Source organism: Marilutibacter spongiae (assembly GCF_014145325.1).
In the GTDB taxonomy this organism is placed as follows: Bacteria; Pseudomonadota; Gammaproteobacteria; order Xanthomonadales; family Xanthomonadaceae; genus Marilutibacter; species Marilutibacter spongiae.
In genome coordinates this window covers 43,348-67,611 of the sequence record NZ_JACHTF010000006.1, presented here as the reverse complement: position 1 = coordinate 67,611, position 24,264 = coordinate 43,348, and the positions used below count along the sequence as shown (strand labels likewise).

General features: G+C 70.1%; 24 protein-coding genes. 18 read left to right on the top strand and 6 right to left on the bottom strand.

Translation table 11 applies throughout. The features are described 5' to 3' along the window. Window positions 1-95 precede the first annotated feature (95 nt). Both H4F98_RS06855 and H4F98_RS06850 read left to right on the top strand, forming a co-directional pair. A complete protein-coding gene (locus H4F98_RS06855) occupies window positions 96-428 on the top strand; it encodes a helix-hairpin-helix domain-containing protein (RefSeq protein ID WP_182686162.1) in 333 nt (110 codons plus the stop codon). 34 nt (window positions 429-462) lie between these two features. Beyond that, window positions 463-924: a putative toxin-antitoxin system toxin component, PIN family gene (locus tag H4F98_RS06850; protein WP_182686161.1), complete on the top strand. Its 462-nt coding sequence runs from the start codon at window positions 463-465 to the stop codon at window positions 922-924. On the opposite strand, the gene H4F98_RS06845 is transcribed toward H4F98_RS06850, so the two are convergent. The 4 genes from H4F98_RS06845 to H4F98_RS06830 all read right to left on the bottom strand — a co-directional run bounded on the left by H4F98_RS06845 (window position 921) and on the right by H4F98_RS06830 (window position 5,974). Further along, window positions 921-3,155: a DUF5916 domain-containing protein gene (locus H4F98_RS06845; protein WP_182686160.1), complete on the bottom strand. Its 2,235-nt coding sequence runs from the start codon at window positions 3,153-3,155 to the stop codon at window positions 921-923. The two genes, H4F98_RS06850 and H4F98_RS06845, sit on opposite strands and share 4 nt — an antisense overlap. Window positions 3,156-3,304: 149 nt before the next feature. Further along, complete coding sequence (locus H4F98_RS06840) at window positions 3,305-4,477, bottom strand: DUF3734 domain-containing protein (RefSeq protein WP_182686159.1); 1,173 nt, start codon at window positions 4,475-4,477, stop codon at window positions 3,305-3,307. A gap of 14 nt (window positions 4,478-4,491) precedes the next feature. After that, window positions 4,492-5,292 carry a 3-hydroxybutyrate dehydrogenase gene (locus tag H4F98_RS06835; protein WP_182686157.1) on the bottom strand — a complete coding sequence of 267 codons (801 nt, stop codon included), beginning with the start codon at window positions 5,290-5,292 and terminating at the stop codon, window positions 4,492-4,494. A 193-nt stretch (window positions 5,293-5,485) separates the two neighbouring features. Beyond that, entirely contained in the window at window positions 5,486-5,974 is a 489-nt protein-coding gene (locus tag H4F98_RS06830) for an SET domain-containing protein (RefSeq protein WP_182686155.1), read from the bottom strand. A 121-nt stretch (window positions 5,975-6,095) separates the two neighbouring features. On the opposite strand from H4F98_RS06830, the gene H4F98_RS06825 reads away from it, so the two are divergent. The 15 genes from H4F98_RS06825 (at window position 6,096) to H4F98_RS06755 (ending at window position 21,219) form a co-directional block, all read left to right on the top strand. Continuing rightward, entirely contained in the window at window positions 6,096-6,680 is a 585-nt protein-coding gene (locus H4F98_RS06825; protein ID WP_182686153.1) for a cytochrome C, read from the top strand. Window positions 6,681-6,796: 116 nt separating this feature from the next. Then, window positions 6,797-7,267 carry an SUF system Fe-S cluster assembly regulator gene (locus tag H4F98_RS06820; RefSeq protein ID WP_182686151.1) on the top strand — a complete coding sequence of 157 codons (471 nt, stop codon included), beginning with the start codon at window positions 6,797-6,799 and terminating at the stop codon, window positions 7,265-7,267. Between the two features lie 16 nt (window positions 7,268-7,283). Continuing rightward, on the top strand, window positions 7,284-8,756 hold the full coding sequence (gene sufB / locus H4F98_RS06815) for a Fe-S cluster assembly protein SufB (RefSeq protein WP_182686149.1): 1,473 nt from the start codon (window positions 7,284-7,286) through the stop codon (window positions 8,754-8,756). A 152-nt stretch (window positions 8,757-8,908) separates the two neighbouring features. Continuing rightward, window positions 8,909-9,673 carry a Fe-S cluster assembly ATPase SufC gene (gene sufC, locus H4F98_RS06810; protein ID WP_182686147.1) on the top strand — a complete coding sequence of 255 codons (765 nt, stop codon included), beginning with the start codon at window positions 8,909-8,911 and terminating at the stop codon, window positions 9,671-9,673. Between the two features lies 1 nt (window position 9,674). After that, a complete protein-coding gene (gene sufD / locus H4F98_RS06805; RefSeq protein ID WP_182686145.1) occupies window positions 9,675-10,976 on the top strand; it encodes a Fe-S cluster assembly protein SufD in 1,302 nt (433 codons plus the stop codon). Next, entirely contained in the window at window positions 10,973-12,217 is a 1,245-nt protein-coding gene (locus H4F98_RS06800) for a cysteine desulfurase (RefSeq protein WP_182686143.1), read from the top strand. Before sufD ends, H4F98_RS06800 begins: the two co-directional genes overlap by 4 nt. Beyond that, entirely contained in the window at window positions 12,214-12,747 is a 534-nt protein-coding gene (locus H4F98_RS06795) for a GNAT family N-acetyltransferase (RefSeq protein WP_182686141.1), read from the top strand. Before H4F98_RS06800 ends, H4F98_RS06795 begins: the two co-directional genes overlap by 4 nt. A 68-nt stretch (window positions 12,748-12,815) precedes the next feature. Then, window positions 12,816-13,136, top strand: a complete 321-nt coding sequence (locus H4F98_RS06790) for a Rieske (2Fe-2S) protein (RefSeq protein ID WP_182686138.1) — start codon at window positions 12,816-12,818, stop codon at window positions 13,134-13,136. A gap of 198 nt (window positions 13,137-13,334) precedes the next feature. After that, complete coding sequence (locus tag H4F98_RS06785; protein WP_182686137.1) at window positions 13,335-15,647, top strand: catecholate siderophore receptor Fiu; 2,313 nt, start codon at window positions 13,335-13,337, stop codon at window positions 15,645-15,647. Between the two features lie 70 nt (window positions 15,648-15,717). Next, the gene (locus tag H4F98_RS06780) at window positions 15,718-16,410 is read left to right on the top strand and encodes a Fe2+-dependent dioxygenase (protein WP_182686135.1); all 693 of its coding nucleotides are present in this window, start codon (window positions 15,718-15,720) and stop codon (window positions 16,408-16,410) included. A gap of 97 nt (window positions 16,411-16,507) precedes the next feature. Beyond that, window positions 16,508-17,149 carry a PepSY-associated TM helix domain-containing protein gene (locus H4F98_RS06775; protein WP_182686132.1) on the top strand — a complete coding sequence of 214 codons (642 nt, stop codon included), beginning with the start codon at window positions 16,508-16,510 and terminating at the stop codon, window positions 17,147-17,149. Between the two features lie 28 nt (window positions 17,150-17,177). Next, complete coding sequence (locus H4F98_RS06770) at window positions 17,178-17,693, top strand: DUF2271 domain-containing protein (protein WP_182686130.1); 516 nt, start codon at window positions 17,178-17,180, stop codon at window positions 17,691-17,693. Window positions 17,694-17,746: 53 nt separating this feature from the next. Next, a complete protein-coding gene (locus H4F98_RS06765) occupies window positions 17,747-18,556 on the top strand; it encodes a DUF4198 domain-containing protein (protein WP_182686128.1) in 810 nt (269 codons plus the stop codon). Between the two features lie 12 nt (window positions 18,557-18,568). After that, window positions 18,569-19,579 carry an FAD:protein FMN transferase gene (locus H4F98_RS06760; RefSeq protein ID WP_343064739.1) on the top strand — a complete coding sequence of 337 codons (1,011 nt, stop codon included), beginning with the start codon at window positions 18,569-18,571 and terminating at the stop codon, window positions 19,577-19,579. Between the two features lie 11 nt (window positions 19,580-19,590). Then, complete coding sequence (locus H4F98_RS06755) at window positions 19,591-21,219, top strand: sulfite reductase subunit alpha (protein WP_182686126.1); 1,629 nt, start codon at window positions 19,591-19,593, stop codon at window positions 21,217-21,219. Here the strand turns inward: H4F98_RS06755 and H4F98_RS06750 are convergent. Further along, window positions 21,213-21,923: a HutD/Ves family protein gene (locus H4F98_RS06750; protein ID WP_343064738.1), complete on the bottom strand. Its 711-nt coding sequence runs from the start codon at window positions 21,921-21,923 to the stop codon at window positions 21,213-21,215. The genes H4F98_RS06755 and H4F98_RS06750 overlap by 7 nt on opposite strands. Window positions 21,924-22,158: 235 nt before the next feature. Further along, window positions 22,159-22,509 (bottom strand): ComEA family DNA-binding protein, encoded by a 351-nt coding sequence (locus H4F98_RS06745; protein ID WP_182686124.1) that lies wholly within the window; start codon window positions 22,507-22,509, stop codon window positions 22,159-22,161. Between the two features lie 197 nt (window positions 22,510-22,706). On the opposite strand from H4F98_RS06745, the gene H4F98_RS06740 reads away from it, so the two are divergent. Further along, the gene (locus H4F98_RS06740) at window positions 22,707-24,200 is read left to right on the top strand and encodes a M20 family metallopeptidase (protein ID WP_182686122.1); all 1,494 of its coding nucleotides are present in this window, start codon (window positions 22,707-22,709) and stop codon (window positions 24,198-24,200) included. Window positions 24,201-24,264: the final 64 nt, after the last annotated feature.

Below are 24,264 nucleotides of genomic sequence, written 5' to 3'. Positions count from 1 at the left end.
TGCCGCTGCTCGACGCGCCCACGCTGCCCGCCGTCCTCGCCGCGACGGCGCCGCGGGCGGGCCTGCGCCCCGCCCTTCGACCACGGAGCTGAACCATGCCCAAGGCACGCACGCTTGCGCAGGCCCACCGCCTCGTCGACATCCCCAACATCGGGCCGGCGATGGCCGGCGACCTGCGCGCCCTTGGCATCGATGCCCCCGCCGACCTGAAGGGCAAGGACCCTGCCGGGCTCTACCTGCAGCTGTGCCGGCTGAGCGGCCTGCGCCAGGACCCCTGCGTGCTGGACACCTTCATGGCCGCCGTGGCCTTCGCCGAGAACGACGATGCGCGGCCATGGTGGGCCTTCACCGAAGCGCGCAAGCGCGACTGGCCTGCCGTCGAAGCCCGCCGCCGCACACTCGTGCCCGACGACGCGCCCACGCGATGAGCGGCACGCCCCCGTCCTTCGACGTGTGCGCCGCATGAGTCCAACGGCCGCCGGCGCGACGCCCATCGTCCTCGACACCAATGCCTGGCTGGACCTGCTGGTGTTCGAGGACCCGCGCATCGGCGCGATCCGGACCGCGCTCGGCGAGGACCGTCTGGCGGCATTCACCGACGCCGATTGCCGCGAGGAATGGCGCCGCGTACTCGACTATCCCGTGCTCGCGCTGGACCCGGCGCGGCAGGCGGCACTGCTGCGCGAATTCGACACGCTCACGCGGCCGTACGACGGCCACGCCATCGACGCGCCGCCGCTACCGCGCTGCCGCGACGCGGACGACCAGAAGTTCCTCGAACTGGCCCGCGCCTGCGGGGCACGCTGGCTGGTCAGTCGCGACAAGGCCCTGCTCCGGCTCAACCGCAAGACGGTGCGCGACCACGGATTCTCGGTCCTGGTGCCGGAGGCCTGGCGGCCCGGCGAGGCCGTCCCGCCCGGCTAGAGTTCGAAACGGTAGGACAGCTTGACCAGCAACTGTTCGTCGTCGTGCAGGCCGAAGCTGTCTTCCAGCAACGGCCAGGTCCCGTCCGAGTAGGGCGCCTGCTCGTAGCCGCCGCGGCCATAGACCACGTACAGGTAGGAAAGCGGGGCCAGTTCGTAGCGATAGCGGACCTGGAAGCCGAGGTTGCGCACGTTGAAGTCGTCGACCGGATCGTTGCTGGCCACGGCCTCGCCGCCCGGCTGGACGCGATAGGCCTGCAGCAGTTCCGCGTCCAGGCCGATGGCCTGCAGCTTCACCCGCAATTCCTGGCGACCGTCGATGGTCCAGTCCAGTCCGGCGCTGAACTGCAGGCGCTCCTGGTCGAAGGACCCGATCAGGTTGTCCTGCTGCCAGACCAGCCAGTCGGGCCGGTGCTGGTAGAACATCCCCGCATAGACGGCGAAGGCGTCGCTGAAGAAGTAGCGCGGCTCCAGGCTGAAGTCGTAGCCGACCTCGTCGTTGCCCGCCAGGCCGCCGCTGAACATGTTGACGTCCAGCTCCCAGGCCCAGTTGCCCTTGCGCGGGCGGTCGTACTCGTAATACGCGTTGAAGTTGGAAGGCACGCGCAGGATGCCGTTGCCGCGGGTCAGCAGGTCCTCGTAACCCGACGAGTTGACATTGATCTGCGCGTACTCGGCGCTGCCGTCGCGCAGCTGCCCCTGCCGGCTGAGCCGGAACTGCCGCTGCAGGCGGTCGCCGTGGTCGTTGTCGGTGCCGCTGATGCGCCCGCGCCATTCCTTCGATGCGTAGCGCGAGGCCTCCGGCAGCCCGGTGAAGCGGCGTCGCAGCTCCCAGTGCGCGTAGTTCAGGCTGTTGCGCGACAGGTAACCGAAGTCGTTGATCTGCAGGCCGTTGCCGAAGTGCATCGCCAGCCACTGCTGCCGCCAACCGTCGTCCATTTCGTAGTTGGCGAACACCGTCGCGCCGTTGTCGCGCCGCGTGTCGCCCGATTGCTCGATCTGGCTGCCGATCAGGCGGGTCTGCACGATCAGGCGCTCGCCGGGGCGCCAGTCGTGGTCGACGCCCAGCACGGTGGCCTCGCGGTCGAGCCAGGGCCGCTCGACCCGGGTCAGCATCGCGCCCAGGTTCTGGGTGTCGAAATCGCGCACCACGCGCAGGGCGCCGAAACTACGCCCGGCCTCGTCGGCCTCGTCGGCGAGGAACAGCCCGTACTTGGTCGCGCCCAGGCTGCCGTTGAGCTTCACCGCGGCGTCGATGTCGCCGGCCCCGTCGCCGTCGTCGGCCGGACCGCCGACGCGGCGGGTGTAGAGCAGCTGGCTGTAGTCGGACGGGGTGGTGAACTCGAAGATGCCCTGGTTCTCGGTGAAGAACGGGCGCTTGTCGCTGATGAAGGTCTCGGTGGCGCCGAAGTTGATCACCAGGTCGTCGCTCTCGACCTGGCCGAAGTCGGGGTTGACCGTCGCGGTCAGCTGGAACTGGCCGTTGGGCTTCCAGAACAGGTCGAAGCCCGCCTCGAAGTCGCTTTCGCCGCCGATGTTGTCGTACAGGCCCGAGGCATAGGGCGTCACCGCGAGCAGCGACTGGCTGTACTGGGGCATCTCGAGCGGGGCGAACTCGGACAGGTAGCGCGGACGCTCGAAACTCGCGCCCGGCCAGGCCATGCGCTCGCCGGTGGAGCCGACCACGCGGTCGAGCTGCAGCTTGAGCGTCCGCGTGCCGTCCTCGCCGGCGCGCATCGGGGCGATGTACCACGGGATCAGCATCTCCACCGACCACGCGTCCGCCTCCTCGGAGACGGCGTGGCGCCAGTTGCCGTCCCAGTCGTCGTTGAACTGGTTCTCGTTGGTGATCACCGCGTCGGTGATGCCGCCGGTGGAGGCGACGGTGAAGTTGTAGCCGGTGCGGCCATCGCCATCGAAGTCGACCATCAGGTTGACCCGGTCCACCTGCGCGCTGAAGTCGCGCTGCACGCGCTGGCGGGTCCAGGTGACCGACTGCGGCTGCGTGTTGCGGAAGCCGACCGCCAGGCCCTCGGGCGTGGCCAGCACCCAGGCCTCGGTCGGCAGCGACCCCGGCGCCAGGCTCAGCGGCTGCACCTTGCGGAAGTCCGTCACCCGCGTCGCGCCTGCCCACTCGTCCGGATCGATGCGGCCGTCCACTTCGATGGCACGCGCCTGCAGGACGGGCAGCAGGAAGAGCAAGGGCAGGACGAGGGTCTGGAGGGGGCGCATGGGATCGACGGTCGGGGAATGCCGCGCAGACTACCGGCGCCCGGCGCCCGCGCCGACTGGCACAAGTCATGGCAACCCTTCGCGTCCCGCCTGCATCGAAGCCCAATGGCCGGGGATGCAGGTCGCCACCGGTCCGGCCCGCGGGACGCTCAGTCGGCGTCCATCGCGGTCGCGTCGTGGCTGGCGAAGGCATCCTCGCCGGTCGGCAGGCGCAGCCACTCCGGGTGCGCAAGCGCCCGGTTGACGTCGACCAGCCCCGACTTCCAGTGCTCGCGCAGGGCCACGCGCCCGAACTGGTAATCCTTGAAATGGCCGATCCGGGCCCGCTCGCGGTAGATCAACTGGATCACCGAGATGCGGTTGCCACAGGCCAGGTCCGCTGCGTGCCGGGCCCAGGGGTTGGACTGGCGCGCCTCGGCCGGGATGGCGTCCAGCAGTTCGCGCAGCAGCCGCCGGTAGTGCTGGTCGACGCGCTGCACCGAGGTCACCATCCGGGTACGGCTGGAGTACTGGATCTCCTTCTGCCGCTCGGCGACGTCCAGCAGGTTCTGCGGCAGGTCGCCACGGGCGCTCCACAGGTCGACCTGGAAGACCAGGGTGTCCGCCCGGCGCGGGTCGGACAGCACGTAGGAGAGCGGCGTGTTCGAGACCAGCCCCCCGTCCCAGTAGAAGGCGCCGTCGATCTCGACGGCGGGGAAGGCTGGCGGCAGTGCCCCGGACGCCAGGATGTGCCGCGCGTCCAGGCGCATGCGGGTGTTGTCGAAGTACTCCAGGTTGCCGGTGGCGACGTTCACCGCGCCCACCGAGACGCGGACGCCGCCATCGTTGAGGCGGTCGAAGTCGACCATCCGCTCCAGCGTCTCGACCATCGGACGGGTGTCGTACCAGCTCGCCGACTGCGGGCCGGCGGCATCGAACGGGGACTGCCCGCTCAGTCCTGCGTCCCAGCCGCGCGGGTGGAAGAAGCCACGCTGGCCCTCCGCCAGCGCGCGCCAGGCCTCCCAGGTATCGAGCCAGGCGCGCGCATGCTCGCCCAGGCCTTCCAGGCGCGCCTCCTGGCCGAGCGTCGTCGCCGGCAACAGGTAGGGCTGGGAGATGGTCTCCCAGAACGTGCGCAGGGCCTCCACGCGTTGCCCCGGCGGATTGCCGGCGATGATCGCGGTGTTGAACGCGCCGATCGAGATGCCCGCCAGCCAGCCCGGGGCCACGCCGGCCTCGTGCAGGCCCTGGTACACCCCCGCCTGGTAGGCCCCCAGGGCACCGCCGCCCTGCAGGACCAGGGCGATGTTGTCGGGGAGCGGCGCGGCCGTGGCGGCGGGCATGGCGCTGGCCGTGGCTACTGCATGTGCCAGCCGTGGCTGACGATGATGCTCTGTCCCGTCAGCGCGGCACTGGGGAACTCGCACAGGAAGCGCACGGTCTGCGCGACGTCCTCGACGGTGGTGAAGATGCCGTCCACCGTCTGGCCGAGCATGACGTTGCGAATGACCTCCTCCTCGCTGATGCCCAGCTCGCGCGACTGCTCGGGGATCTGCTTGTCGACCAGCGGCGTTCGCACGAAGCCCGGGCAGACGACGTGGCTGCGGACGCCACGGTCGCCGCCTTCCTTGGCCAAGGTGCGCGACAGGCCGAGCAGGCCATGCTTGGCGGTCACGTAGGCCGACTTCAACTTGGAGGCCTGGTGCGAATGGACCGAGCCCATGTAGACCACCGTGCCGCCGCGGGCCTTGCCGTCCGCCCCCTCGGCATACATGTGCGGCAGAACCGCGCGCGTGGTCAGGAAGGCGCCGTCGAGGTGGATCGCGAGCATCTTGCGCCAGTCGTCGAAGCGGTACTCCTCGATCGGGTTGACGATCTGGATGCCCGCGTTGGAGACCAGGATGTCGATCGGGCCCAGGGTTTCCACCGCGCGCGCGATGCCCTCCTCGACCGCGGTCTCGTCGGTGACGTCCATCGCGACCGCCATCGCGCGCCGACCTTCCCCGGTGATCGAATCGGCCACGGCCCCGGCACCCTCGAGGTTGAGGTCCGCGATCACCACCGCCGCGCCAGCGCGCGACAATTCGTGTGCGATCTCCTTGCCGATGCCACTGGCGGCGCCGGTCACGACCGCCACCTTGCCTTCAATCGAACTCATGTCGGGCTCCTGTCGAGGGGAGCGCCCAGTATGCCGATGCGCCGTGACGATGCCATCGCACTTTTGGCCATTGGAGGATTCGTGATTCGTGATTGGCGCGAGAACCAGCGACACGGACAGGAGCGACTACCCCCCCTGCGACAATCACCAATCACCAATCACCAATCACCAATTGCCAATTGCCAATCACGAATCACCGCTTCTTCTTCTTTTTCTTCTTTTTCGGCTGCAGCATCGTGCCCGTGCACTTCTTCGCACCGCAGCGGCAGGCCCAGATCTCCTTGAGCTCGCGGGTGTGCTTCTCGGCCAGGGTGATGCCGTAGTTGTAGGACAGCTCCTCGCCCGGCTCGATGTCGCGGATCGCCTCGATGAAGACCTGGTCGCGGCGGCGGTCGTCGCCCTCGTGCTCGGTCAGGATCGCCTCGCAGTTGGGCTTGCAGCTGTGGTTGATCCAGCGCGCGACGTTGCCCGACTCGTTGGCGTCGATGACGTACTCGTCGTTGAGCGTGAAGAGGAAGGTGTGCCCGGAATCGACATCGCCGGTATCGCCGGCGTCGACTTCCGCGTGGGTGCGACGCTTGCCCTTGTACTCGACGACGCGCTCGCCCTTCTTGATGGCGGCCTTGGCGAAAACGCCATTGCCATGGATTTGGGAACGGCGGGCGACGATCTTGCTCGGCATGGGGGTGTCCAGGTTGGCTTGCCTGCATTCTGACCCGGAACACCCGTCGACGGCCAACCCCTGGCCGCCACGGACCCCGGCCGGCGTTGTGGAATCCAGGCCCACACACCGGATCGCCGCCATGCGCCACCGCTCCCTCCTGCCCATCGTGTCCCTGTCCTGCCTGTTCGCCGCCCTCGCCGCCTGCCAGCCGACGCCCCCCGAGGCCACCGCGGGCGCCACTCCCGTCGATCCGCCGGCGCCCGCCGCGCCGCACGGCGAGGATCCCCTGCTCGAGCGCGGCGAATACCTGGTCCGCATGTCCGGTTGCAACGACTGCCACACCGCCGGCTACGCCGAGCGCCAGGGCGAGGTCGACAAGGCCGAGTGGTTGACGGGCTCGCCGCTGGGCTACGCCGGTCCCTGGGGCACCACCTACGCGAGCAACCTGCGCATGCGCGTGGACGGCATGGACGAGGCTGGCTGGCTCGCCTACACGGCCAACCTGCGCACCCGCCCGATCATGCCGGACTTCCTCCTGCGCGCGATGGCCGAGGACGATCGCCGCGCCATCTACCGCTTCGTGAAGTCGCTGGGCCCGGCCGGCGCACCGGCCCCGGCGTACCTGCCCCCGGGGCAACGGCCAGACCCGCCCTACATGCAGCTGGTCCTGCCCGCCGCGCCCCAGGAGGGCCCGGCCGTCGCCGCCAGCCCCGGCGGTCGCTGAACCTCGCGGCGGCGGCCAACCGCGCCGCCTCCCAGCCTGAACCGATGCGCGCGCGGACTTGGCGCGGGCGGCTCGAATCCGTACAATTCCGGTACTGATTCACGAGCGCCCCCACGATGCTCCGCGTCACCAAACTCACCGACTACGCGACGGTCGTGCTGACCGTGCTCGCGGCCTGCCCGGACGAGGTGCTCAGCGCCTCCGGGCTCGCCGATCGCGCGGGCCTGGAAGCGCCCACGGTGTCCAAGGTCCTCAAGCCGCTGGCGCAGGCCGGCCTGGTCGAAGGCTTCCGCGGCGCCAACGGCGGCTACCGGCTGGCGCGCCCGGCCGACGGCATCGGCCTGATCGAAGTGGTCGAGGCCATGGAAGGACCGTTGGGCATGACCGAGTGCAGCGTGCACGGCAGCCACTGCAGCATCGAGGCCCAGTGCGGCGTGCGCGCCAACTGGCGCCACATCAACGACGTGGTCGTCGCCGCGCTGCGCAGCGTGACCCTGGCGCAGATGCTGGCCCCGCCGACGGCGGCCGGACCGGCCTCGCCCCCACCCGACCCGAGGCGCATCGACCTGCGCCTCGCCAACGCTTGAGACAGTAGGCAGCCCCATGGCCACCGAGATCACCGACGCCCCCGTCCTCCCGGACACCAACCGCGACATCCATGCGCAGCTGGGCCGCAAGTACGACGCGGGCTTCATCACCGACATCGAGTCCGACAGCCTGCCGCCGGGCCTGGACGAGGACATCATCCGCGCGCTTTCGGCCAAGAAGGACGAGCCCGAGTGGATGACCGAATGGCGCCTGGAGGCCTATCGCCACTGGCTGACGATGCCGGTGCCGCAATGGGCCAAGCTGAAGATCGCCGCGATCGACTTCCAGGCGCTGAGCTATTACTCCGCGCCCAAGGGCCCCAAGTACGCCTCGCTGGACGAGGTGCCGCAGGAGCTGCTCGACACCTACGAGAAGCTCGGCGTGCCCCTGCACGAACGCGCCCGCCTGGCCGGCGTGGCGGTCGACGCCGTGTTCGACTCGGTGTCGGTCGGGACCACGTTCCGCAAGGAGCTTGCCGAGAAGGGCGTGATCTTCTGCTCGATGTCCGAAGCCATCAAGGAGCACCCCGAACTGGTGCGCCAGTACCTGGGCAGCGTCGTGCCCACCGGCGACAACTTCTTCGCCGCGCTGAACTCGGCGGTGTTCTCCGACGGCAGCTTCGTCTTCATCCCCAGGGGCGTGCGGTGCCCGATGGAACTGAGCACCTATTTCCGGATCAACGCCGGCCACACCGGCCAGTTCGAGCGCACGCTGATCATCTGCGAGGACCAGGCCTACGTGTCCTACCTGGAGGGCTGCACCGCGCCGATGCGCGACGAGAACCAGCTCCACGCCGCGGTGGTCGAGCTGGTCGCGCTCGAGGACGCCGAGATCAAGTACTCCACCGTGCAGAACTGGTACCCCGGCGACGAGAACGGCAAGGGCGGCATCTACAACTTCGTGACCAAGCGCGCCGAATGCCGGGGCGCACGCAGCAAGGTCAGCTGGACCCAGGTCGAGACCGGTTCGGCGATCACCTGGAAGTATCCCTCCTGCGTGCTGCTGGGCGACGACTCGGTCGGCGAGTTCTACTCCGTCGCCCTCACCCACCATCGCCAGCAGGCCGACACCGGCACCAAGATGATCCACGTCGGGGCGCGCACCAAGAGCAAGATCATCAGCAAGGGCATCAGCGCCGGCCACGGGCAGAACACCTACCGCGGCCTGGTCAAGGTCGATCGCGGCGCCGCCGGCGCGCGCAACCACACCCAGTGCGACAGCCTGCTGATCGGCAAGAAGTGCGGCGCGCACACCTTCCCCTACATCGAGGTCAAGCACCCCGACGCGACGGTGGAGCACGAGGCCACCACCTCCAAGATCAGCGAGGACCAGCTGTTCTACTGCCGCAGCCGCGGCATCGGCGAGGAGGACGCGGTGTCGATGATCGTCGACGGCTTCTGCAAGAGCGTGTTCCGCGAGCTGCCGATGGAGTTCGCGGTGGAAGCCAAGAAACTGCTCGAGGTCAGCCTCGAGGGCAGCGTCGGCTGATTTTATCCCTTCTCCCGGCGGGAGAAGGGGACCCGAAAGACCGGACGAGGAACCCCGGAGCGACGGCACACCCGACCGCCGCGCCGCCGCAGCCTCTCCCCAATCCCTCTCCCGAGATGGCGGCGGGGCTCAAGAACCACACGGAAACGACCATGTTGAAGATCGAAAACCTCCACGCCTCCATCGGCGGCCGCGAAATCCTCAAGGGCCTCACGCTCGACCTGCAGCCGGGCCAGGTGCACGCGATCATGGGCCCCAACGGCGCCGGCAAGTCGACCCTGGGCAACATCCTCGCCGGCCGCGAGGGCTACGAGGTCACCGCCGGCCGCGTCGAGTTCGAGGGCCGCGACCTGCTCGCGCTCGAACCCGAGGAGCGTGCTGCCGCCGGCATGTTCCTGGCGTTCCAGTACCCGGTCGAGATCCCCGGCGTGAACAACACCTACTTCCTGCGCGCGGCCCTCAACGCGCAGCGCAAGGCGCGCGGCGAGGAGGAACTCGACTCCATGCAGTTCCTCAAGCGCGTGCGCGAGAAGCTGGCGGTGCTGCACCTGAAGGACGAGCTGCTCCATCGCGGCGTCAACGAAGGCTTCTCCGGCGGCGAAAAGAAGCGCAACGAGATCTTCCAGCTGGCGCTGCTCGAACCGAAGCTGGCGATCCTCGACGAGACCGATTCGGGCCTGGACATCGATGCGCTCAAGACCGTCGCCGAAGGCGTCAATGCGCTGCGCTCGCCGGACCGCGCCTTCCTGGTCATCACCCACTACCAGCGCCTGCTCGATTACATCAAGCCCGACGTGGTCCACGTGCTGGCCGACGGCCGCATCGTCGAGACCGGCGGCCCGGAGCTGGCGCTTGAACTCGAAGAGCACGGCTACGCATGGATCAAGGACCGGATCGCACCGGAGGCCTCGGCCTGACATGGGCGCGCTCCTCGACTCCTTCCGCGACAGCTTCGACGCCCTGGCCGACCGCGACCGGGCGGGCCTGGGCGCGAGCCGCCGCGCCGCGCTCGACGCCGCGCTCGGCGCGGGCCTTCCGCATGCCCGCGTCGAAGCCTGGAAATACACGCCCCTGCGCGCGCTCGAGCGTCGCGCCTTCGCCGCGCCCGCCGCATCGCCGGCCGCCTTCGACCCCGCCGCGATCGCCGCGCTGCCCGCGCCGCGCCTGGTATTCGTCAACGGCGTGCTGGACGCCGCGCACAGCGACGCCAGCGGCCTGCCCGCCGGCGCGACCCTGCAGCCGCTTTCCGCGGTGCTGGCCTCCGACGACCCGCGCGACGCCAATTTCCTCGCCCGCCGCTTCGAGCGCGACGACGAGATCTTCGCCCGGCTCAACGCCGCGCTGGCGGTCGAGGGCGCTGTGCTGCGCGTCGATGCCGGCGTCGCGGTCGACGCGCCGGTCCACCTGGTCTTCGTCGGTACCGCCGACGGCGCCGAGCGCGCCAGCCACCTGCGCCACCTGGTCGAGCTGCGCGAGGGCGCGCGCCTGGCCGTGGTCGAGCACCACCTCGGCGAAGGCGCCCACCGCCACCTGTGCAACCACCTGGCCCACGTCCACCTGGGCATCGACGCCACGCTCGCGCATGCCCGCGTGCAGGACGAGGACGACGGCGCGACCCTGCTCGCCCGTACCGATGCCGTGCTCGCGCGCGGGGCACGCTACGAGCGCATCGACCTGGAGCTGGGCGCCTCGCTGTCCCGCCACGAACTCAACATCGCGCTGCAGGGCGAGGGCGCGACCGCGCACGCCAACGGCGTCCTGCTCGCGACCGGCCGGCGCCACCTGGATACCCGGCTGGGGATCGACCACGGCGGTCGCGACAGCCGTTGCGAACTGACCTGGCGCGGCCTGGGCACGGGACGCTCCAGGGCGGCCTTCCATGGCGGCATCCTGATCCGCGAGGGCGCGGACGGCACCGAGGCCATGCTGTCGAACAAGAACCTGCTGCTGTCCGAAGGCGCCGAGATCGACAGCCAGCCGGTACTCGAGATCCATGCCGACGAAGTGCAGGCCGCGCATGGCGCGACGGTCGGCCAGCTCGACCCCACCGCACTGTTCTACCTGCGCAGCCGCGGCCTGCCGGCCGACCGGGCCCGCGCCCTGCTGACGGCGGCGTTCTGCCGCGAGACCCTGTCGGTGATCGAGGAGGCCGGCCTGCGCGACGCGCTTGCCGAACGGCTCGATGCGGCGCTTGCGCGCCTCGACGGGGACGCCGCATGAACGCCACGACGGCCAGCACGCACACCGGCATCGACTGGGCGGCGGTCCGCCGCGACTTCCCCGTGCTCGAACGCCGGGTCCACGGCAAGCCGCTGGTCTACTTCGACTCCGCCAACACCGGGCAGAAGCCCTCGGCGGTGATCGAGGCCACCGACGACTTCTACCGCCGCCACAACGCCAACGTCAGCCGCGCCGTGCACGCGCTCGGCACCGAGGCGACCGAGGCCTACGAGGGTGCGCGCGGCAAGCTGGCGAAGTTCCTGAACGTGCGCGCCGACGAACTGGTGCTGTGCAGCGGCACCACGTTCGCGATCAACCTGGTCGCCTATTCCTGGGCGCTTCCGCGCCTGAAGCCCGGCGACGCGATCGTGCTGACCCGCATGGAGCACCACGCCAACATCGTGCCCTGGCAACTGGTGGCCGAACGCACCGGCGCGACGATCAGGGTCGCCGAGCTCGACGCCCGCGGCGACCTCGACCTGGACGCCCTGTACCGCCTGCTGACGCCCGAGGTGAAGCTGCTCGCGCTGACCCACGTGTCCAACGTGCTGGGTACCGTGAACCCGGTCCGCGAGATCTGCCGCGAAGCGCGCAGGCGCGGCATCGCGACCCTGGTCGACGGTTCGCAGGCCGCGCCGCACCGGCCGCTGGACATCGCCGCGATCGGTTGCGACTTCTATGCCGTCACCGGCCACAAGATGAGCGGCCCGACGGGCACGGGGGCGCTGTGGGCGCGTCGTGAGCACCTCGAGGCGATGCCGCCCTTCCTCGGCGGCGGCGAGATGATCAAGGAAGTCCGCTTCGAAGGCACCGTCTTCAACGACGCGCCGCACAAGTTCGAGGCCGGCACGCCCAACATCGCCGGTTTCGTCGGCCTCGGCGCCGCCGTCGACTACCTCTCGGCGCTGGGCATGGCGAACATCGAAGCGCGCGAACAGGCCCTCCTCGCCCATGCCACCGAGGCGCTCTCGGGCATCGAAGGCCTGCGCATCTTCGGCGCGCCCAACGAGAAGGCCGCCGTGATCAGCTTCCTGGTCGAGGGCGCGCACGCGCACGACCTGGCGACCCTGCTCGACCTGGAGGGCATGGCGATCCGCTCGGGCCACCACTGCGCCCATCCGCTGATGCAGCATTTCGGCGTCGCGGCCACCTGCCGCGCGTCCCTGGCCTTCTACAACACCCACGACGAGGTGGATGCCTTCGTCGCCGCCATCGAAAAAGTCCGCAAGCTGCTCGCATGAACGCATCGACCGCGCCCCGCTTCCGCTTCGCCACCGAGGCGGACATCCCCGCACTCGTCGCCCTGGTCACCTCCTGCTACCGCGGCACCGCCAGCCGCGCCGGCTGGACGACCGAGGCCGACCTGCTCGAAGGCCAGCGCATCGACCCGCTGGTCCTGCATGCCGACATCCAGCGCGAGCGCAGCCACGTCCTGGTGGCCGAGGTGGACGGTGCCATGGAAGCCTGCGCGCACGTCGCCGACGTCGATGGCGCCGGCTACTTCGGCATGTTCTCGGTCGCCCCCATCCGCCAGGGCGGCGGCCTGGGCAGCGTGGTCCTGGCCGAAGCCGAACGCGTTGCGCGCGAGACCCTGGGGCTGCCGGCGATGCGCATGACGGTCATCGACGTGCGCGAGGAGCTCATCGCGTGGTACGAGCGCCGCGGCTACCGCCGCACCGGGGTCAAGAAGCCCTTCCCGTACGGCGACGAGCGCTTCGGCATCCCGCTTCGCCCCGACCTGCGCTTCGAGGTCCTCGAAAAGGCCTTGTGATCGGCGGGGGTGACAAGCGCCCGGCGCGCCGCCATCCTGACCCGACCCACGCCCCCCTGGACGTCCACATGAGCGACTGGATCCGCGTCTGCGCCACCTCGGAACTGCTGCCCGGCGAGTCCACCGTCGCCTGGGATGGCGACACGCCGATCTTCGTGTGCAACTACGACGGCGACTATTACGCGCTCGAAGACATGTGTTCGCACGAGGACTTCGAATTGTCGGCCGGCCCCTTCGACGGCGAGGCGGCGACCATCGAGTGCGTGCTGCACGGCTCCCGCTTCGACGTACGCGACGGCCGCTGCCTCAATCCGCCGGCCTACACGCCCGTGCGCAAGTTCCCCACCCGCGTCGCAGACGGCGCGGTCTGGACCCGCGACGATCGCTGACGGGCCGCGCGCCCATTCGTCCGGGCGCTTTTCGACACCTTTTTGTCGATAAAGCTATTGCGAATCATTCTTGATTGCGTTCTAATGTCGCCCTGAACAGGGATGCCAGCGCCTGCCCCGCGCAGCCGGCCAGCCCCGATCCCGAACGCCTCCCCTGCCCGGCCCCGCGCCGGGCGCTCGCACGTCAATGGATTTGAAATGTCCTACATCAAGAGTCGCAAGCACCCCCGCCCCTCCACGGCCCGCTCGCTGGGCGCCGCCTCGCTGCTGACCGGCCTGGCGCTGGGCGCGCCGATCGCAGCGCACGCCGCCGGCGAGGTCGCCGCCGATGCCGACACCAAGACCCTGGAGAACCTGGAAGTGCACGGGCAGCGGGTCAAGCGCTACCTCAACGAGGAGCTCTCCTCGCCCAAGTTCACCCAGCCACTGGTCGACACCACCCAGACGATCAACGTGATCAGCAACGACCTGTTCACCGAACAGGGCGCGACCTCGCTGACCGAAGCCCTGCGCAACAGCCCGGGCGTGGGCACCTTCTACGTCGGCGAGAACGGCAACACGACCACCGGCGACGCGATCTACATGCGCGGCTTCGACAGCTCCAGCAGCATTTTCGTGGACGGCGTGCGCGACGTCGGCTCGATCACCCGCGACATCTTCAACGTCGAGCAGATCGAGGTGACCAAGGGCCCCGCCGGCACCGATACCGGCCGCAGTTCCCCCACCGGCTCGGTCAACCTGGTGACCAAGCACGCCTACCTGCGCAACGCCGGCGCCGCGTCGCTGTCGCTGGGCACCGACGACCAGAAACGCGCCACCGCCGACTGGAACCAGACCTTCGGCGACGGCAATGCCTTCCGCGTCAACCTGATGGCGCAGGACAGCGACGTGCCCGGCCGCGACGTGGTCGAGAACAACCGTTGGGGCGTGGCGACCTCGTTCGGCTTCGGCCTGGACGGCGCCACCCGCGTGTTCTTCGACCTGCTGCACGTCCAGCAGGACAACATCCCCGACGGCGGCGTCTCCACGATCGGCCTGCCCGGCTACACCTCGCCCGACCCCACGCGTCCCGAGATCGGCGACGCGCCCAAGGTCGACCGCGATAACTACTACGGCACGCTGTCGGACTACGACGACGTCACCGCGGACATGCTCAGCCTGCACGTCGAACACCAGTTCGACAACGCGATGATCCTGCGCAACACCACGCGCTGGGGCCGCTCGCACCAGGAGTACATGCTGACGGCGTTCATGGGCGGCGCCGGCAACCTCACCACCCCGGACCTGGCCGACCCCTCGGGCTGGACGATCACGCGCAACCTGCCGACCTTCAAGGACAACCGCAACACCATCGCGACCAACCAGACCAGCCTGACCGGCTCGTTCGGCAGCGGCGAGGTGACGCACGACTTCACCGCCGGCGTCGAGGTCACCCGCGAGGAACTCGACATCACCGGCATGGGCGCCCTCGACGGCAGCGCCTGGCCCGACGCCAACCTCTACGCGCCCGACCCGCACGTGGGCGGCCTGCGCTGGGGCCGCACCGGCGCCGACGGCGAAGGCCGTACCGACACGGTCTCGGCCTACCTGTTCGACACCGTCAAGTTCGGCGAGCGCTGGCAGCTCAACGGCGGCCTGCGCGTGGACCGCTACGACAGCGAGTTCAGCAACTTCGCCGCCTGCGGCGGCCGTCGCGGCCCCGACTGCAACGGCCTCCCGGTGGGGACCGTGCTGCCCAACGTCGACGCCGAGAGCTCCGACACCCTGTTCAACTGGAAGCTCGGCGCGTTGTACAAGCCGACCGCCGCGTCCAGCTTCTACGCCAACTACGCCATCTCGCAGCAGCCCCCGGGCGGCGGCAGCCTCGAGCTGAGCAATTCCGCCAACAGCGCCAACAACCCGGCGTTCGACCCGCAGAAGGCGAAGACCGCGGAAGTCGGCGCCAAGTGGACCCTGGCCGGCGACTCGCTGCTGCTGACCGCGGCGCTGTACGACACGACGATCGAGAACGAGATCGTGCAGGATCCGACCGACCAGCAGTACTACCAGAACGGCGAGAAGCGCGTACGCGGCATCGAGCTGAGCGCGGTCGGCCAGATCACCGACGCCTGGGCCGTGTCGGCCGGCTTCACCACCATGGACACCGAAGTCATCGAGGGCCCCGGCGTCGCCGTCGACGGTTCGAACGAGCTGACCTACACCCCGGACCGCGCCTTCACCGCCTGGTCGACCTATGCGTTCGACTCGGGCCTGACCATTGGCGGCGGCGCGCGCTATTCCGGCGAGCTCAAGCGCGGCAACGACGGCGCCGTGGGTACGCCCGCCCATGCCGAGGACTACTGGGTGTTCGACGCGGTCGCCAGCTACGCCTTCAGCGAGCAGTGGAACCTGCGGCTCAACGTCTACAACCTGTTCGACGAAGAGTATGTCGCCGCGATCAACAAGAGCGGCTACCGTTACACCCCGGGGCAGCCGCGATCGGCGCTGCTGACGGTCAACTACCGCTTCTGAGGCGAAAGCCGAGGAACGGACGGCCGGCGCCTCCCCCGCGGGAGGCGTCGCCATTTCCGGAGAGCCTGCCATGCTGATGCACATCCCCGACGTCCTGCGACCGGAAGAAGTCGCGGCGATGCGCGACGCGCTCGGCGCCGCCGACTGGACCGATGGCCGTGCGACGGTCGGTGCGCAGGGCGCCCAGGTCAAGCACAACCTGCAGCTGCCCGATGATGCGCCGCTGCGCCAGGCCCTTGGCGGACAGGTGCTGGCGGCGCTGGCGCGCAACCCGCTGTACTTCGCCGCGGCCCTGCCGGCGCGGACCCTGCCACCCCGCTTCAACTGCTATCGCGGCGGTGGCCAGTACGGCTTCCACGTGGACGGCGCGGTCATGGGCCTGGCGACCCCGCCGGGCATGCCCGCCATGCACCTGCGCAGCGACGTGTCCTGCACCCTGTTCCTGAGCGATCCGGACAGCTACGACGGCGGCGCGCTGGTGATCCACGACACCTACGGCGAGCACGAGGTGAAACTTCCCGCTGGCGACCTGGTGGTGTATCCGTCCAGCAGCCTGCACCGCGTGGAACCGGTGACACGCGGCGAGCGCCTGGCGTCGTTCTTCTGGGTGCAGAGCCTCGTGCGCGACGACGCCCAGCGCCGCCTGCTGTTCGAGATGGACGCTTCGATCCAGTCGCTGACGGCGGCCGGCGCCGCCCGCGAGGACGTGCTGCGGCTGACCAGCGTGTACCACAACCTGCTCAGGCGCTGGAGCGAAACCTGAGCGCCGCGCGCAGTTGCGGGCGGTTCGCAATTGCGACTAATTCTCATTTTTGTTGTAATACGCGGCCCGCCCGACCGCGCTCGACGGAACCCCACGCTTGACCGCATCCCGCCCGGCCGCACCGGCCACCGCACAGCAGCGCCGCGGCTATTGGCTGCGCACCCTGCACCAGTGGCACTGGATCAGCGCCGCGGTCAGCCTGGTGGTCCTGCTGCTGTTCACGGTTACCGGCATCACGCTCAACCATGCCGCGCAGATCGAGGCCGAGCCGACGGTGACCAGCGTCACCGGCGAACTGCCCACCAGCGTCCTCAAGACCCTGCAGGGCGGTATTGCCGGCGACGCACCGCTGCCCGCCAGCCTGCGCCGCTGGCTGGACGCGGAACTGGGCGTGCGCGTCGACGAACGCGCGGCGGAATGGTCCGAAGGCGAGGTCTATGTCTCGCTGCCCCGCCCCGGGGGCGACGCCTGGCTGGCGATCGACCGCGACGCCGGCACCGTCGAATACGAGTTGACCACGCGCGGCACCATCGCCTGGCTCAACGACCTGCACAAGGGCCGCAACACCGGGGCGGTCTGGCGCTGGTTCATCGACATTTTCGCCATCGCCTGCCTGCTGTTCGCGCTGACCGGGCTGTGGCTGCTGCAACTCCACGCGCGCCAGCGCGGCTCGACCTGGCCGCTGGTGGCCGCGGGCCTGGCGGTGCCGGCGCTCGTGGTCATCCTGTTCATGCATTGACGCACCCGCCCATCCAACGGAGCCCCCGATGAAGCCGTCCCGCACTGCCCTGATGTTGATGCTGCTCGCCCCGTTCGCGGCCGCGGCCGCCGACATGGACATCCGCCTGGAGATCCCGCGCCTGAACGTGGCCGAGTACCACCGGCCCTACGTCGCGGTGTGGGTCGAGCGCCCCGACAACAGCGTCGCCGCCAACCTCGCCGTCTGGTACGACGTCGACATGCGCGACGGCGAGGGCACCAAGTGGCTCAAGGACATGCGCCAGTGGTGGCGGCGCAGCGGACGCACGCTGAAGATGCCGGTCGACGGCGTCAGCGGCGCGACCCGGCCCGCCGGCCAGCACCAGCTCAGCTTCAGGAGCGGCCAGGCACCGCTCGCCGACCTCGCCCCGGGCGACTACACCCTGGTGGTGGAAGCCGCCCGCGAAGTCGGCGGCCGCGAGGTCGTGAGCATCCCCTTCAGCTGGCCGGTCCGGGCGCCCGCCCGGAAGCAGGCGTCGGGTTCCAGCGAACTCGGCGCGGTGACGCTTTCCCTCACGCCCTGAGCGGTCCTTTACCGGCCGCTTTCCACGACGCCCCCTTCCCGCAGGAGATACCGATGAAACTCCACCACATCGCCCTCGCCGTCGCACTCACCCTCGGCATCGCCCCCACCGCGTTCGCCCACAAGGCCTGGCTGCAGCCCTCGCAGACGGTGTTCTCCGAGAAGGGCGCCTGGATGACGGTCGATGCCGCCGTGTCCAACGACCTGTTCTACTTCAACCATGTGCCGCTCGCGCTCGAGCGCCTGCAGGTGACCGCGCCCGACGGCAGCCGCGTGTCGCCGCAGAACGCGTCGACCGGCAAGCTGCGCAGCGTGTTCGACCTGGAGCTGGCGCAGGAAGGCACCTACCGGCTGGCCATGGTCAACCAGGGCATGTTCGCCAGTTATGTCCTCGACGGCGAGAACAAGCGCTGGCGTGGCAGCGCCGCGGACTTCAAGACCGCCCTCCCCGCCCGCGCGACCCAGGTGCGCGCCTCCGAGAGCGCCGGCCGGGTGGAGACCTTCGTGACCGTCGGTGCCCCGACGACCGCGGTGTTCAAGCCGACCGGCCAGGGCCTCGAGCTCGCGCCCGTCACGCACCCCAACGATCTCTACGCCGGCGAGGCGGCGCAGTTCCAGTTGCTGCTCGACGGCGAGCCGGCGGCGGGGCTGGAGATCGAGATCGTGCCGGGCGCGACCCGCTATCGCGACCAGCAGGACACCATCACCCTGACCACCGACGCGGAAGGCAAGTTCAGCGTGACCTGGCCGACCGCCGGCATGTACTGGATGGAAACCAGCCACAGCGACGACAAGACCTCGCTGCCCGGCGCCGGCGAGCGTCGCGCCAGCTACGTCGCCACCCTCGAAGTCCTGCCGCTCTAGGGCGCGTCCGTCGTGCGCCCCGCCCTCGCCCTGGTGCTTGCGCTCCTGCTCTGGCCGCTGGCGGCCCAGGCGGGGCAGGTCCGGCACCTGGCCGGCCAGAGCATGGGCACCACCTGGCAGGTGACCGTCGCCTCCGACCGCGACGAGGCGGCGTTGCGCGCCGGCATCCAGGGGCAGCTGGACGAGGTCGTGGCCGAGATGAGCACCTGGGAGGCCGGCTCCGACATCAGCCGCTTCAACGCCGCGCCGGCCGGCACCGCGCAGGTGCTGCCGGAGGGCTTCTTCCGGGTGCTGCAGGCGGCGCTTGCGCTGGCGGCCGACACCGGCGGGGCCTACGACCCGACGGTCGGCCCGCTGGTCAATCTCTGGGGCTTCGGCCCGGATGGAGAACGCCTCGCCGCGCCCACCGGGGCGGCGATCGCCGCGGCCAGGCCGCGCACGGGCTGGCAGCGCCTGGCGATCGATCCGGCGCGCCGGGTGGCGATCCAGCCGGGTGGCCTGTACGTGGACCTGTCGTCGATCGCGAAGGGATACGCCGTCGATCGCGTGGCCGACTACCTCGACGCCAGCGGCAGCACCGCCTGGCTTGTCGAGGTGGGCGGCGAGCTGCGTGCACGCGGACGCCACCCGGAGGGGCGCGCGTGGCATGTCGCCGTCGAGCGCCCCGACCCGCAGGACGGCACGGCCCGCGACGACGGCATCGTGGTCGCACTCGAGGACCTGGCCATGGCGACCTCCGGCGACTACCGGCATTTCTTCGATGACGCCGGGCAGCGCTACTCGCACACCATCGACCCGCGCACCGCACGCCCGGTCGCGCATGCGCTCGCCTCGGTCACCGTCCTGCACCGCGACTGCATGCAGGCCGACGCCCTGGCGACCGCGATGAGCGTGCTGGGCCCGCACGAGGGCTGGCGCTACGCGCTGGACCACGATCTCGCGGTGCTGTTCTTCGTCCACGATGGCGAGGGTTTCCGCCAGCGCATGACGCCGGCGTTCGCCCGCCACCTGCCCACGCCATGAACACCGGGCGGATGCAGCCGCGCCTCGAGGCCTCGACCCTGGGCCAGGCCGTCGTCGTGCTCGGCCTGCTGGTCTTGTGCATCGCCCTGGCCGGCTGGCAGGTGGAGCCCCTGCAGTGGCGCGCACCCGGCAGCGTGCGCGCCTGGGCCGCCGCGGCTGTCGCCCTGCTGTGGGCGGGCTTCACCGGCCTGGTGGTGCTGCAACGCCGCCTGTCTGGGGTGGCCCGGGTGGCGCCCGCGACGGAAACGGCGGCGGACTGGTGGGTCGTCCACGCCAGCCAGACCGGCCATGCCGAGGCCCTCGCCGAGCTGAGCGCACAGGCGCTCCGGGACTCGGGCCAGTCCGTGCGCGTGACCGACCTGGGCAGGCTGGACATCGAGCAGCTCGCGCAGGCCCGCCGGGTCCTGTTCATCGCCAGCACCACGGGCGAAGGCGACGCACCCGACACCGCGCTGGCCTTCGTCCGCCGCGCGATGCAGTCGCCCGCCGCGCTCGGCGCCCTGCAGTACGGCGTGCTGGCCCTTGGCGATCGCGAGTACCAGGCGTACTGCGCGTTCGGGCATGCGCTGGACGCATGGCTCCGCCACAGCCACGCGCATCCGCTGTTCGACCTGATCGAGGTCGACAACGGCGACCCGGGGGCCCTGCGTGCATGGCAACAGCACCTCGGGCAACTGGGCGGCAATACCGGGATTCCGGACTGGAGCCCTCCGGCCTACCGTCCCTGGCGCCTGCTCGAACGCCGCCACCTCAATCCCGGCAGCCCGGGCGGCCCCGTCTACGCGGTGTCGCTTCGCCCCGACGATGCGACGGACCTGGACTGGGAGGCCGGCGACATCGCCGAAGTGGGCCCACGCCATGCGGCGGCCGACGTCGACGCCTGGTTGCTGGCGAGCGGCCTGGACGGGGACCAACCCGTTCGCTCCGGCGAGACCGGCATGCGCCTGCGCGACGCCCTGGCGGCCTCGCGCCTGCCCGCGACGCGGCCGCCAGGTGCGCCGGGCGATGCGCAGGCGATCGTCGACGCCCTGCAGGCACTGCCGCACCGCGAGTACTCCATCGCGTCCACGACCGGCGAAGGCGCGCTCGTCCTGCTCATCCGCCAGGTACGGCACGACGACGGCCGCCTGGGCAGCGGCAGCGGCTGGCTGACCCACCATGCGCCCCCGGGCGCCCGCATCGACCTGCGCATCCGCCGCAACAGCGCCTTCCATGCGCCCAGCGACGACCGTCCCCTGGTGCTGGTCGGCAACGGCACCGGACTGGCCGGGCTGCGCGCGTTGCTGAAGACCCGGAGCGAACGCGGCCACCATCGCAACTGGCTGCTGTTCGGCGAGCGTACCCGCGCGCACGACCTGCATTTCGGCGAGGAGCTGGCGGCCTGGTCGGCCGCCGGCGAGATCGAGCACCTCGACCTGGTGTTCTCGCGCGATCCGGGGGCGTTGAAATACGTGCAGGACGCGCTGCGACAGCAGGCGCCGCGGCTGGTGCGCTGGGTCGCCGAGGGCGCGTCCATCCATGTGTGCGGCAGCCTGGAAGGCATGGCGCCCGGGGTGGACGCGGCGCTGCGCGAGGCCCTGGGCGACGCCGGGGTCGACGCGCTGGTCGAGGCCGGACGCTACCGCCGCGACATCTACTGAGGCGTCGCCGACGGCCCCGCGGCCGCTTCGCCATCGACGGAGACCGGCGCGATGCGCGCGAGCAACACGCTGCCCGCGCCTTCGATCAAGCAGCGCCGGCGGTGTCCCAGCCCCTGCAGCACCATGGTGTCGCCGGCCTCCAGCCGGGGGGTTGCGTTCGCCCGGTCCAGGTCGGCGTGACCGGAGACGAGATGGACGACCCAGGTCTCGGCGGGGTCGGCGAAAACCAGCATCGGACCGACCAGCGGCCTGAACCAGCTTTGCAACGCCACGCGGCCGCGCCGCCACATCAGGTTGATGGCCTGGACGCGTCCATCGACCAGCTCCGCGAACACAGCCGCCTCACCGGGGAAGACGTGGCGGTCGTGCGGCGGCAGGAGGCTCACGGCATGCCCGCCGATGCGCAGGCGCAGACCGTTGCCCGAGAGCAGCATCTGCTCGCGATCGATGCCCGGAAAACACGAATACGCCGTGTCCTCGTCGATTTCGGCGATGGACAGGCGCCAGTCCCAGGCGTCATCGGAGGCGCTGCGATCGGCATTCCCGTCGCCAAGCTGCGGGCCGGCGTCCTGGTCGCTGCCTTCCGGGAATGCCGGGCCTCCCGGTCCTTGCACGAGACGGCCCTGGACCGCCTCGCGCGTCCAGCCGCGCCCGTTTTTCCAACGCACGCGGCGGTACTCGTTGGCCGGCACGACGCGCAGCACGCCGTCGCCGTGGATCTCGGTGTCATGCCCCATGCGCGACAGTGTATCGGCGCGACCGGCGGCGCTGCACGTCCTGCGCAGCGCCCGCCGGGCCGCCCGATCGTGGGTCCTTCCACGCCGGGCGGTGTACATCCATGTCCAGGCACTCCGCCTGACTCCTCCGGGCTCCCTGCCCTGACATCCGCCGCCCACGCGTCCCTGCGGAGGCAGCTCCTGTGGCTCCCCTCGCGCCCAATCAGGGCGTGACGGGCACGATCCTCGGCAAGGCACCGGACGCGCTGGCGGGACGGTGTGCCCGCGGCGTGCCAACCTCGATCCGGTCGCGATTCTTCTCGACGGTCTTCAGGCCGATTCCCCGGACCAGGGCCAACTCCTCCGCGCTGCGGAACGGGCCGTTCAGGCGCCGGTACTCGACGATCGCCGCGGCGCGCGCGGGGCCGACGTTGGTCAGCACGCGATCCAGGCGGTCGGCGTCGGCGGTGTTGATGTCGACCCGCTCCGCCGCCAGCACGACGCCCGTCAGCACCGCCCACACCACCAGCAGCGCGAGCGCGACGGACTTCAGGATCGGCTTGAACGGACTCATGTCCCACTCCGTACGGTTCATGATGATGGGCCCGGGCCTCTCATCGGCGACGTCCCCAGTGTTGCGCCCACGCGAATGGGGCGGTATCGGCAAACCAGCCGGCATGGATCGGAAATGAACGCAGCGTGGGGTAGGAAAAGTCCTACACATGCCAGGCGTTAAGATGGGCGATCTTTTCAGTACCGAGGTCCGCCACCATGGATACCCGCCAGGTCGAACGTTTCGTCGCCGGAAAATGGGATGACGAAATCGTGCCCCAGCTCATCGAGTACATCCGCATCCCGAACAAGTCGCCGATGTTCGACGCCGACTGGGTCAAGCACGGGTACATGGACGACGCGGTCCGCCTGATGGAAACCTGGGCGCGCGCGCAGGACATCCCCGGCATGCAGCTCGAGGTGGTCCGGCTGGAGGGCAGAACCCCCCTGATCTACATCGACATCCCCGCCAGCAACGGCGGCAGCAACGAGGACTCGATCCTGCTGTACGGCCATCTGGACAAGCAACCGGAGATGACCGGCTGGGACGACGACCTCGGCCCGTGGAAGCCGGTGCTTCGCGACGACAAGCTCTATGGCCGTGGCGGCGCGGACGACGGGTACGCGATCTTCGGCTCGCTCACCGCGATCATGGCGCTCCAGGCCCAGGGCCTCCCGCACTCGCGTTGCGTGGTCATCATCGAAGCCTGCGAGGAATCGGGCAGCTACGACCTGCCGGCCTACGTGGACCACCTCGCCGACCGCATCGGCAAGCCATCGCTGGTCGTGTGCCTGGATTCGGGCTGCGGCAACTACGACCAGTTGTGGTGCACGACCTCGCTGCGCGGACTGGCCGGAGGCAACCTGAGCGTGAAGGTCCTCGACGAGGGCGTCCACTCCGGCGACGCCTCGGGCATCGTGCCGTCCAGCTTCCGCCTGCTGCGCCAGCTGCTGTCGCGCATCGAGGACGAGAAGACCGGGCGCATCACCCTCGACGGCCTGCACGTGGATATCCCCGCCGAGCGCCTGGAGCAGGCGCGGCAGGCCGCCGAGGTGCTGGGCACCGCCGTCTACGACAAGTTCCCGCTGGTCGACGGCCTGTCGCCGATGGACGACGACCTGGCCGAACTGGTGCTCAACCGCACCTGGCGACCCGCGCTGTCGCTGACCGGCATCGGCGGCATGCCGTCGCTCGACTCCGCCGGCAATGTGCTGCGCCCGCATACCGCGGTGAAGCTGTCGCTGCGACTGCCGCCCACGCTGGACGGCGCCCGCGCGGGCGAACTGCTGCAGACCGCCCTGCTGTCGGACGCGCCCAATGGCGCCGAGGTCACCCTGAACCTGGAGAAGGCCTCGACGGGCTGGAACGCGCCGGCGATGTCGCCATGGCTGTTCAAGGCGATCGACGACGCCAGCCAGGCGTTCTACGACGCCCCGGCCATGTACATGGGCGAAGGCGGGTCGATCCCCTTCATGGGCATGCTTGGCGAGAAGTTCCCGGGCGCGCAGTTCATGATCACCGGCGTCCTGGGTCCGCATTCCAACGCCCACGGCCCCAATGAGTTCCTGCACATCCCGATGGGCAAGCGGGTCACCGCCTGCGTGGCCCGCGTCATCGCCGAGCACCACCTCGCGAGCGAGCGCGGCGAGACCCGCGGCGCCGCGGTGGCCCCCGACAGCGGCACCCGCCACGGCGACCACGGCTGCTGCTGAGCGGCGCTGCCTCCGATGCAGAAGGGCCGGATCCCAGGGGATCCGGCCCTTTTTCCATCCAGCG

Excerpts from the sequence above, each read along its gene's own strand:
- H4F98_RS06830 (WP_182686155.1), bottom strand. The coding sequence starts at position 5,974 with ATGCCGAGCAAGATCGTCGCCCGCCGTTCCCAAATCCATGGCAATGGC.
- sufC (WP_182686147.1), top strand. The coding sequence starts at position 8,909 with ATGTTGAAGATCGAAAACCTCCACGCCTCCATCGGCGGCCGCGAAATC.
- H4F98_RS06835 (WP_182686157.1), bottom strand. The coding sequence starts at position 5,292 with ATGAGTTCGATTGAAGGCAAGGTGGCGGTCGTGACCGGCGCCGCCAGT.
- H4F98_RS06790 (WP_182686138.1), top strand. The coding sequence starts at position 12,816 with ATGAGCGACTGGATCCGCGTCTGCGCCACCTCGGAACTGCTGCCCGGC.
- H4F98_RS06795 (WP_182686141.1), top strand. The coding sequence starts at position 12,214 with ATGAACGCATCGACCGCGCCCCGCTTCCGCTTCGCCACCGAGGCGGAC.
- H4F98_RS06820 (WP_182686151.1), top strand. The coding sequence starts at position 6,797 with ATGCTCCGCGTCACCAAACTCACCGACTACGCGACGGTCGTGCTGACC.
- H4F98_RS06780 (WP_182686135.1), top strand. The coding sequence starts at position 15,718 with ATGCTGATGCACATCCCCGACGTCCTGCGACCGGAAGAAGTCGCGGCG.
- H4F98_RS06825 (WP_182686153.1), top strand. The coding sequence starts at position 6,096 with ATGCGCCACCGCTCCCTCCTGCCCATCGTGTCCCTGTCCTGCCTGTTC.
- H4F98_RS06740 (WP_182686122.1), top strand. The coding sequence starts at position 22,707 with ATGGATACCCGCCAGGTCGAACGTTTCGTCGCCGGAAAATGGGATGAC.
- sufD (WP_182686145.1), top strand. The coding sequence starts at position 9,675 with ATGGGCGCGCTCCTCGACTCCTTCCGCGACAGCTTCGACGCCCTGGCC.
- H4F98_RS06745 (WP_182686124.1), bottom strand. The coding sequence starts at position 22,509 with ATGAGTCCGTTCAAGCCGATCCTGAAGTCCGTCGCGCTCGCGCTGCTG.
- H4F98_RS06855 (WP_182686162.1), top strand. The coding sequence starts at position 96 with ATGCCCAAGGCACGCACGCTTGCGCAGGCCCACCGCCTCGTCGACATC.
- H4F98_RS06800 (WP_182686143.1), top strand. The coding sequence starts at position 10,973 with ATGAACGCCACGACGGCCAGCACGCACACCGGCATCGACTGGGCGGCG.
- H4F98_RS06765 (WP_182686128.1), top strand. The coding sequence starts at position 17,747 with ATGAAACTCCACCACATCGCCCTCGCCGTCGCACTCACCCTCGGCATC.
- sufB (WP_182686149.1), top strand. The coding sequence starts at position 7,284 with ATGGCCACCGAGATCACCGACGCCCCCGTCCTCCCGGACACCAACCGC.
- H4F98_RS06755 (WP_182686126.1), top strand. The coding sequence starts at position 19,591 with ATGCAGCCGCGCCTCGAGGCCTCGACCCTGGGCCAGGCCGTCGTCGTG.
- H4F98_RS06845 (WP_182686160.1), bottom strand. The coding sequence starts at position 3,155 with ATGCGCCCCCTCCAGACCCTCGTCCTGCCCTTGCTCTTCCTGCTGCCC.
- H4F98_RS06840 (WP_182686159.1), bottom strand. The coding sequence starts at position 4,477 with ATGCCCGCCGCCACGGCCGCGCCGCTCCCCGACAACATCGCCCTGGTC.
- H4F98_RS06850 (WP_182686161.1), top strand. The coding sequence starts at position 463 with ATGAGTCCAACGGCCGCCGGCGCGACGCCCATCGTCCTCGACACCAAT.
- H4F98_RS06785 (WP_182686137.1), top strand. The coding sequence starts at position 13,335 with ATGTCCTACATCAAGAGTCGCAAGCACCCCCGCCCCTCCACGGCCCGC.
- H4F98_RS06770 (WP_182686130.1), top strand. The coding sequence starts at position 17,178 with ATGAAGCCGTCCCGCACTGCCCTGATGTTGATGCTGCTCGCCCCGTTC.